General features: G+C 25.6%; 9 protein-coding genes. 1 reads left to right on the top strand and 8 read right to left on the bottom strand.

Annotated elements, in window-relative coordinates:
* Positions 1-331: 331 nt before the first annotated feature.
* From tnpA to FYJ33_RS15545, 8 genes are all read right to left on the bottom strand, one after another.
* Positions 332-538 carry an IS66 family insertion sequence element accessory protein TnpA gene (gene tnpA / locus FYJ33_RS17085; RefSeq protein WP_407928919.1) on the bottom strand — a complete coding sequence of 69 codons (207 nt, stop codon included), beginning with the start codon at positions 536-538 and terminating at the stop codon, positions 332-334.
* Positions 528-1,709, bottom strand: a complete 1,182-nt coding sequence (locus FYJ33_RS15515; protein WP_206046729.1) for a M16 family metallopeptidase — start codon at positions 1,707-1,709, stop codon at positions 528-530. Before FYJ33_RS15515 ends, tnpA begins: the two co-directional genes overlap by 11 nt.
* A gap of 49 nt (positions 1,710-1,758) precedes the next feature.
* Positions 1,759-2,742, bottom strand: coding sequence for a hypothetical protein (locus tag FYJ33_RS15520; RefSeq protein ID WP_154532814.1), 984 nt, complete (start codon positions 2,740-2,742; stop codon positions 1,759-1,761).
* Positions 2,743-2,807: 65 nt separating this feature from the next.
* Complete coding sequence (locus FYJ33_RS15525) at positions 2,808-3,557, bottom strand: hypothetical protein (RefSeq protein ID WP_154532816.1); 750 nt, start codon at positions 3,555-3,557, stop codon at positions 2,808-2,810.
* Positions 3,558-3,588: 31 nt separating this feature from the next.
* Positions 3,589-4,521: an ABC transporter ATP-binding protein gene (locus FYJ33_RS15530; protein WP_154532818.1), complete on the bottom strand. Its 933-nt coding sequence runs from the start codon at positions 4,519-4,521 to the stop codon at positions 3,589-3,591.
* A gap of 29 nt (positions 4,522-4,550) precedes the next feature.
* A complete protein-coding gene (locus tag FYJ33_RS15535; RefSeq protein WP_154532820.1) occupies positions 4,551-5,513 on the bottom strand; it encodes a radical SAM protein in 963 nt (320 codons plus the stop codon).
* Positions 5,514-5,625: 112 nt separating this feature from the next.
* The gene (locus FYJ33_RS15540) at positions 5,626-5,955 is read right to left on the bottom strand and encodes a cobalamin-dependent protein (protein WP_154532822.1); all 330 of its coding nucleotides are present in this window, start codon (positions 5,953-5,955) and stop codon (positions 5,626-5,628) included.
* Positions 5,956-6,048: 93 nt separating this feature from the next.
* On the bottom strand, positions 6,049-6,192 hold the full coding sequence (locus tag FYJ33_RS15545; RefSeq protein WP_154532824.1) for a hypothetical protein: 144 nt from the start codon (positions 6,190-6,192) through the stop codon (positions 6,049-6,051).
* Positions 6,193-6,606: 414 nt separating this feature from the next.
* Between FYJ33_RS15545 and FYJ33_RS15550 the strand changes: the two genes are divergently transcribed.
* The gene (locus FYJ33_RS15550; RefSeq protein ID WP_206046730.1) at positions 6,607-6,846 is read left to right on the top strand and encodes a tetratricopeptide repeat protein; all 240 of its coding nucleotides are present in this window, start codon (positions 6,607-6,609) and stop codon (positions 6,844-6,846) included.
* The last annotated feature ends 262 nt before the right edge of the window (positions 6,847-7,108 follow it).

Consider the following 7,108-nt stretch of genomic DNA (forward strand, 5'->3'; position numbering starts at 1 on the left):
TGCATTTTCCTTAAATTCCTTATCATACTGTTTACTCATTTCAATTCCTCCAATTCATCATATTTTTATTATAACTCTTTTTGAGAAATATCCACTTTTAACTTGTACTATTTATATTCTAGCTCCAACTTCTTTGACTAAGCCCTTCGTTAAAATAAAGATATCTGATATAATCATATTGTACCATTTCAATCACCTTTCAAAATCCTCCCACTTATATAAAATGTCGACAATTTTATTATAAATGGAGGAGTGGTTGAGTGGTACATTTTTTGTTTAGCAGAAGTTAATTATTGGTACACTTTTAGATTAGCATAAGCATAGCTGCAGCTTAGTCGTTAAAACTTGATAAAGGAACTATTTCATGTGACTCTTCACATAAATTCCTTTGCATCTCTTGGTGCTTGCAAATAGATTTTTTGAATTTACTCTGCCAATAATAATAACGTTTCAAATTAATATTATTTTGTTCGCACCAAGCTTTATTGGAAAGTCCACTGGATTTGCAAGCCTTTATAATTCCGAATTTATACCTTATTTTTTATATCTATTTTATCCAAAAAATCTTCAACATTTATATTATCTCCTATACTAAGTCCAAACCAATTGGATTTAAAGAATATATAGTTATATAATTCATTTATTTGTACTTCTATATTAGGCAATTTTGTTATATCTAAGTCTATTTTCATTTCATTTACTAATCGTATCAAATCAAAAATATTATTTTTGTAGTATTGTACTTCTAAAGATTTAGTAAATAACACATCATTATATATACTATTAAGCATATTACTATTATCATGTATTTCATTTATTAGTTCTTTTAAACATAAAATAATCCTATCATAATTACTTCTATTAGTAGATATACCGAACCCAAATAATGAAAAATCTTTATACACATCATAAATATACTGAATATTATAAATACCACAATCCTTTTTTAGTTTACTAACAAATAATCCTTTAGCTCCAAATAAGCAATTGCCAAGCAAATCTAATAATTGGGCATCATAATCTGACATATGTGTATATATAGTTGCAACACTTAAATTAAATTCATTACCTTTCTTATTTATAGACTTAGATATTGGTCTTATACTATGTTTTATAACACCTAATTTATTATTAAATTCAATTCTTTTTTCTATTTTAGATAATTTATTACTTAATTCTGTACATATATCTTCAGATGAACAATAGACTCTAAAATTTTGATTAAAATCATAGTATTTATTATAGATATTTTGTACTCTTTTTATATTTAAATTTATAACCGTTTCACTCTTTCCTGTTGTTGGCAAAGCATATGATGTACCATTAAACATCAATCTATTAAATAATTGCTTGAAATTTGAAAAATAACCTCGATTTTTTATTTCATCACAAATTATTTTTTTTTCGTTATCTAAACTTTCATTAGTAATCTTCAAAGAAAACAGCGTATCAATTATATAATTAATTTTTTTTATAATCTCATTTTCAGATTTAGTTATAAATAAAAAATAAGTCCACTCTTTAGTAGTTATTGCATCTAAATATACATTATGTAGTTCTTTATTAATATTGTAATCGCTGAGAATCAAATGCTCCAGTAAATGAAACACTCCATTATTATCCTCTTGTTCATTTGAAGAGCCACAATTAAAAGCAAAAATAATAAACTGAGAATGTTTATCCATCGTTAAATACTTCACTTCATACATATATCCATTCCTCTCTTTTACTATTTCAAATAAATTATGAAAGTAATAATCAAATAGTTTCATACATAAGGCTTAAAAAATTCAAAAAATATGCACTAAATAATACTTTACCTCCAAAAACCCACTGTTCATCATTAGGCAGACTAGCTGGGCCTTTATAAAAAAATGTATCCGCATCACACTTTGTAAGACAATCAATTATGAAATTATAACATTTTTTTAAAAATATCTTTTTTTCAGAATACTTAGCTTTAACATAGATATATTTCAAATATCCATAATATAAATATAATCTTTCTACTTTACACAAATAATCTTTATTGAAATAAAAAATGATTTTATCTTCAAACTCCGCACCTTGATTAATTTCACATAATGAAACATCCATCATACAGATATGAAACAATATAGCAAGATCTGAATTCACATAATATGGAGACTTTACACTTTCATTAATAAACTTATTTATTGTCCAATCAAGTATTTGACAATATTTCTTTTTATCATATCCTGCATAATATTTTAATGAATTTACTCTAACAATATCATCAATATCATTTTTAACCTCTTCACTTGGTTTCCATGTATGAATATTATCGTTATTATCTAAAAAATAATTTAAATTTACTTTTATACCTTTGTGGCATAGATTATAATAATTTATTATTGTATCATCAAAATCATATTCTAAATCAGGTTCCCATCTCCAATATGAACATTGATTTCTAACCTCAGCTTTTTCCAATATATAATTTTCACACTTTTTTACAATATCATCTTTTACTAAAGAAACATATTTTACTTTCTTTAAATTCCATAATATATATGTTGTAAAACCTACGTTTCCCAATCCATCAAAATTAATATCATCCATATTACATATAGGTGCTATAGAACCCATAAATGAACCGTTATCAAATTGTCGTTGTGATAAATACATTAAAATACTATTCATAACATTCGATATTTGAGATTTTAATTTATTTCTAAATTCAATATACCCCATAAATGCCATATCACTCTTATGAATCATTTTTATATACTCCCCTTAATAACCTTATTATATTATATACTAAGCATATCTTTCATCGGCACTTTTTAAATCTGTCCAATTGTACCTTTTTTCACTGCAATTCTAACTGTAAATCTAAAAAAGATAATCCCAATAATAAAATAGATTACATTTCCTATAACTAAGTAAATATAATCTTCCATACATAATGCTCCATAATTTTTTAACAATAATACATTCAAAAAATACTTTCCTGATACTCCTGGCAATGCAAAGAGCCACTTATTATTTATTGGCATAAGCATAACTGCCATAAACACAAAGGTCATAACCTGACTTATGCTGTCAACTTTCTTAAAAATCAACGAAATGCCACCTAAAATAAAGCCTAACCCCCAGTATGATAAAAAACTTATCATGAAAATAATTGTTGTATATATAATATTAAAAGATAAAACAGTATGTGTTATTAAACTACATAACATCATAATGACATATATAAATACAATATCAAAAATAGAAGCCGCTAGAACTTTGAATAACAACAATTTTTCAAAAGAGTATCTTGAAAAGAAAAGAGTCTGGATTGTTCCTTCTTTTGATTCTTCAATAATAGAATCTGCTACTGTTTGAAATGCTGAAATTGATAATACCCAGGAAATATATGAAATGATTAATGATATGTTACTGTTTACTGAATAAAAATTAGATGTAACTGATTCTAATCCTAAATAGATGAAAAGGAAAAGCATTGTAATAACAATAAGTCCTACCATACCATTTAATAAATATCTTTTGTTTAAGATATACTCCTTTTTTAAAAATTCAAAAAACATATATACCTCCTTCGACGTTAAATATTTTTATTTAAACCAGCTTGTTTAATTCATCCACAATAAATTCAAATTTAGGTTTTGAATAATTAATTGATCGTAAAATAATTTCTTCTGAAACAATAGAATCTATAATATCTTTGATTTGACTTGTATCATTTATTTTAAAATTTATAATAAGACCATCATCATCAAGAGATACTTTGCCTAAATGCTCTTCAAATTTTGAAAAGAAGCATTTTAAATCAGTATCCTCAGATTTTTGAATGCACACTTGTAATTGGTTGAAATTAAGTATATTTGATATAGAGTCAGTAATAAAATCTTTTTTTATTGTTCCATTAGATAGGTATAATACTCTGTCACATATTTTAGCAAGAAATTGAAAATCATGTGATGATATTATAAAAACTTTATTATAAGCTTCTTTCATATTATTTATAAACTTAACTAAATCCAAACAGCTCTCATTATCAAGCCCCAGTGTAGGTTCATCTAACATAATAATTTTAGCTGTGTCTACAATAGTCAATATAATTGATAATTTTTGCTGCATTCCTCTTGATAATTCCTGAACAACAGTATTCTCTTTATCCTCCATATTAAATTCCTTAAGCAGTTTATTTGTTAAGGCAATAGTCTCTTTAGTTTTATTTTTTCTTAATGATAATATAAAGTTTATATTCTCCTTTACTGTTAACTTCCAATACAGATTTCTATTGTCAGCCAGTAATACTGAAACTTCATTTCCAAAGTGCCTATAATCAGTAACTCCATCTACTGTAATGTGGCCCTTATCTGCACGTACTAGCCCTGATATAATCTTTATTAATGTAGTTTTACCTGAACCATTTGACCCCACTAATCCAACAACGCTATTTTCACTAGCTTCAAATGTAATTCCTGACAAAACTGATTGTGACTTATAACTTTTATAGACATTTTCAACAACAATTGATTTGTTCAACTTTTCACCCCCAATAATAAAATAATTTTCTATCTAGATAACTTTAGACATCCACAACATCTTCTGAATTTTGAATATATATCACAGTTTTGGCATTCATCCATAGCAATATTATTTCTACTCATATCAATATTTTTAATGAAATATCTAAAAATGTCCTTGTCTGACTTGAAATCAGATAATGGCACCCTCATATCATTACACATAGCAAAGCATCTGATTACAGATAAATCTGGCAAAACATCTAATGATGGTAAACATATATGATGTGAAAGTAAAACAGGAGAATATGTTGCTATCTTACGTAATTGCAAATCATCCAATGTACATAATGGAATTGCACTACAATCTATTTCTGTCTTTATATTTCTCTCATATGCCGCTTTTAAAAAATCTAATACTGTGTCCATCATATTATGATAATGATGATAAAACATTTCTTTTCTGCTAATTAAATTATTAATATCACAAGGTGAAGCTAATGCCCATCTTATTGCTCTTTTATGATGCTCACTAGCAAGATTAATAAAATCCATATAATTCTGTTCTTTTTTATAAAGATTAATTCCCAAATCATAATCTATATTGTTTTCATCCATATAATCAAGATTATTCTTTAAATTTTCATATAGCTCAGTTCCAATATCATCTTTTGCATTAACATTAATAAGAAGAGATATGGGAATAAGCTTATTATACTTGTCCAAAATAGAATTAACATTCTTATTATAGGTTCCATTTGAAAAAATAATTATTTTTTTGAAAATACCTCTCTTATAAATTCTATATAAATACTCTTCTATGTTAGGTATAATTAATGGTTCTCCACCAATTAATTCAACAGTATAACTTTTACTATTAATACAAAAATCAAGATACTTTTCAAAGTTATCCATACTAATCTGTTTGGGTAATTCTTCTGACTTTATTATATTTTTAGCAAAGCAATATTTACATTTTAAATTGCAATATGTGTTTAATAGTATATTCATACAGTCACCTTCTCATATCTTTTCATATAAACATATATTTTTTTTAAAAAAACTAATTCATTATTTTTAATTGCATAATTACATGCTTTCTTTATCATCTTGTTTGATTTTTCTATAGTGCTTTTTTTATTAAGAATATTATAAATATTAAATGTATTCTCTTTAATAAATAAGTTATAAATATATATGACACAGACATACATGAAACTCCTATCACGTGTGGTCTAAGGCTTAATATCTTTTGAGAAAACTTTTTAATCAAATCCTCACTAATTTTTCTTAACTTATTTATATTAATTTCTTTCTGTAGATCAACTATATGAACATTATGTCCACATTTTTCTGTTACCGTTGCTATAGAAAGAAGTCCTAATGGCATTTGAAGACCTGCCGTAATATCATATTCTAAACTATATACTGGTTGAACTAATACAACATTCAAATTTTCCCCCCCTTTACTGTTTTATAACTACTTAATAACTGTATTGGCAGCTATTATTACTTAGCCTTAAGATATAATAAACAAAATTTCATATTACCACTTTACGGCAACATATTTATTTACTTGTCCTTCTTCCAGTTCTGAAAAATAATTTTCTTCGATTAACTTATTTATTAATTCATCATCTATATCGGCTTTTTTCTCAGTCTTATCTTTTTCAATTAGCTCTTTTTTCATTTCAACACCTGCTTTACCATTTCATTTTTACTTTTATATATAATAGCTTAATTAATAGCCACCAATACCGTAATCAAAATTGTTTTAATGATACTGTTTAAAGAACAACAAATTTATCTCTTGCATTAGTTATCATTTTATAATTATTCTAATTAATAATTTATAGATTAAGCCTTCAGTTACTTTCACAAAATACATATTTTGCAATTATTTCTTTTATATGCATTATATTAATAATATAATCAAAACTGTGTTTTTTCAATGTATTATTTAATATATATTAAATTAATTATTATATATTCAAAAATGCAGTCATTTTTATGCAAATTTCAAAATACGCATATCTATATTTGCAAATAATTACATGAGAGTTATTCTTAAGAAAAGCCTATGATAAATAAAGGGGGATGTACTTTGGAGATTGTTATTACTTTAGTTGTATTTATAGTATTAGCTATCGGTGTTATGTATGAAATTGATATAGAAAAAGATAGATATGGACATACCATGAGAAAAGGAGAATACTATTTTGATAATCAGAAATATGAAGAGGCACTTAAGTGTTATGAATATGCAATAGAACTGGATTCCACAAGCCCAGCTGCTTATTATCTTTTTCAGAAAACGCTCCAAAGCATACAGAATTCTCAATAGTTTTTTCTATAGTCTTTATGTCTCTATCTACTGCCCAATATGATTTTAATAACATCTGTTTCACTTCATTAATTTGAATCTCATTATTAGTTTTCTTAATTCTAAAACCCTTGTCCATTTTTATAACCATCCCTAAAGTATAGCCAAAAAGATAGGAGTACATCGAAAGACCGTAAAACGGGCGATTGAAAATCCCGAACAAAAATATAACCTAACTGCGGTTAAGGACAAGCCTATAAACGGAAAATATGAAGATTTAGTA

The organism is Inconstantimicrobium porci, assembly GCF_009696465.1.
GTDB classification, from domain to species: Bacteria; Bacillota; Clostridia; order Clostridiales; family Clostridiaceae; genus Inconstantimicrobium; species Inconstantimicrobium porci.

What these genes read in the sequence shown, in the direction of transcription:
- FYJ33_RS15515 (WP_206046729.1), bottom strand. Translation starts at nt 1,709, where the DNA reads ATGTATGAAGTGAAGTATTTAACGATGGATAAACATTCTCAGTTTATT.
- FYJ33_RS15520 (WP_154532814.1), bottom strand. Translation starts at nt 2,742, where the DNA reads ATGATTCATAAGAGTGATATGGCATTTATGGGGTATATTGAATTTAGA.
- FYJ33_RS15525 (WP_154532816.1), bottom strand. Translation starts at nt 3,557, where the DNA reads ATGTTTTTTGAATTTTTAAAAAAGGAGTATATCTTAAACAAAAGATAT.
- FYJ33_RS15535 (WP_154532820.1), bottom strand. Translation starts at nt 5,513, where the DNA reads ATGAATATACTATTAAACACATATTGCAATTTAAAATGTAAATATTGC.
- FYJ33_RS15545 (WP_154532824.1), bottom strand. Translation starts at nt 6,192, where the DNA reads ATGAAAAAAGAGCTAATTGAAAAAGATAAGACTGAGAAAAAAGCCGAT.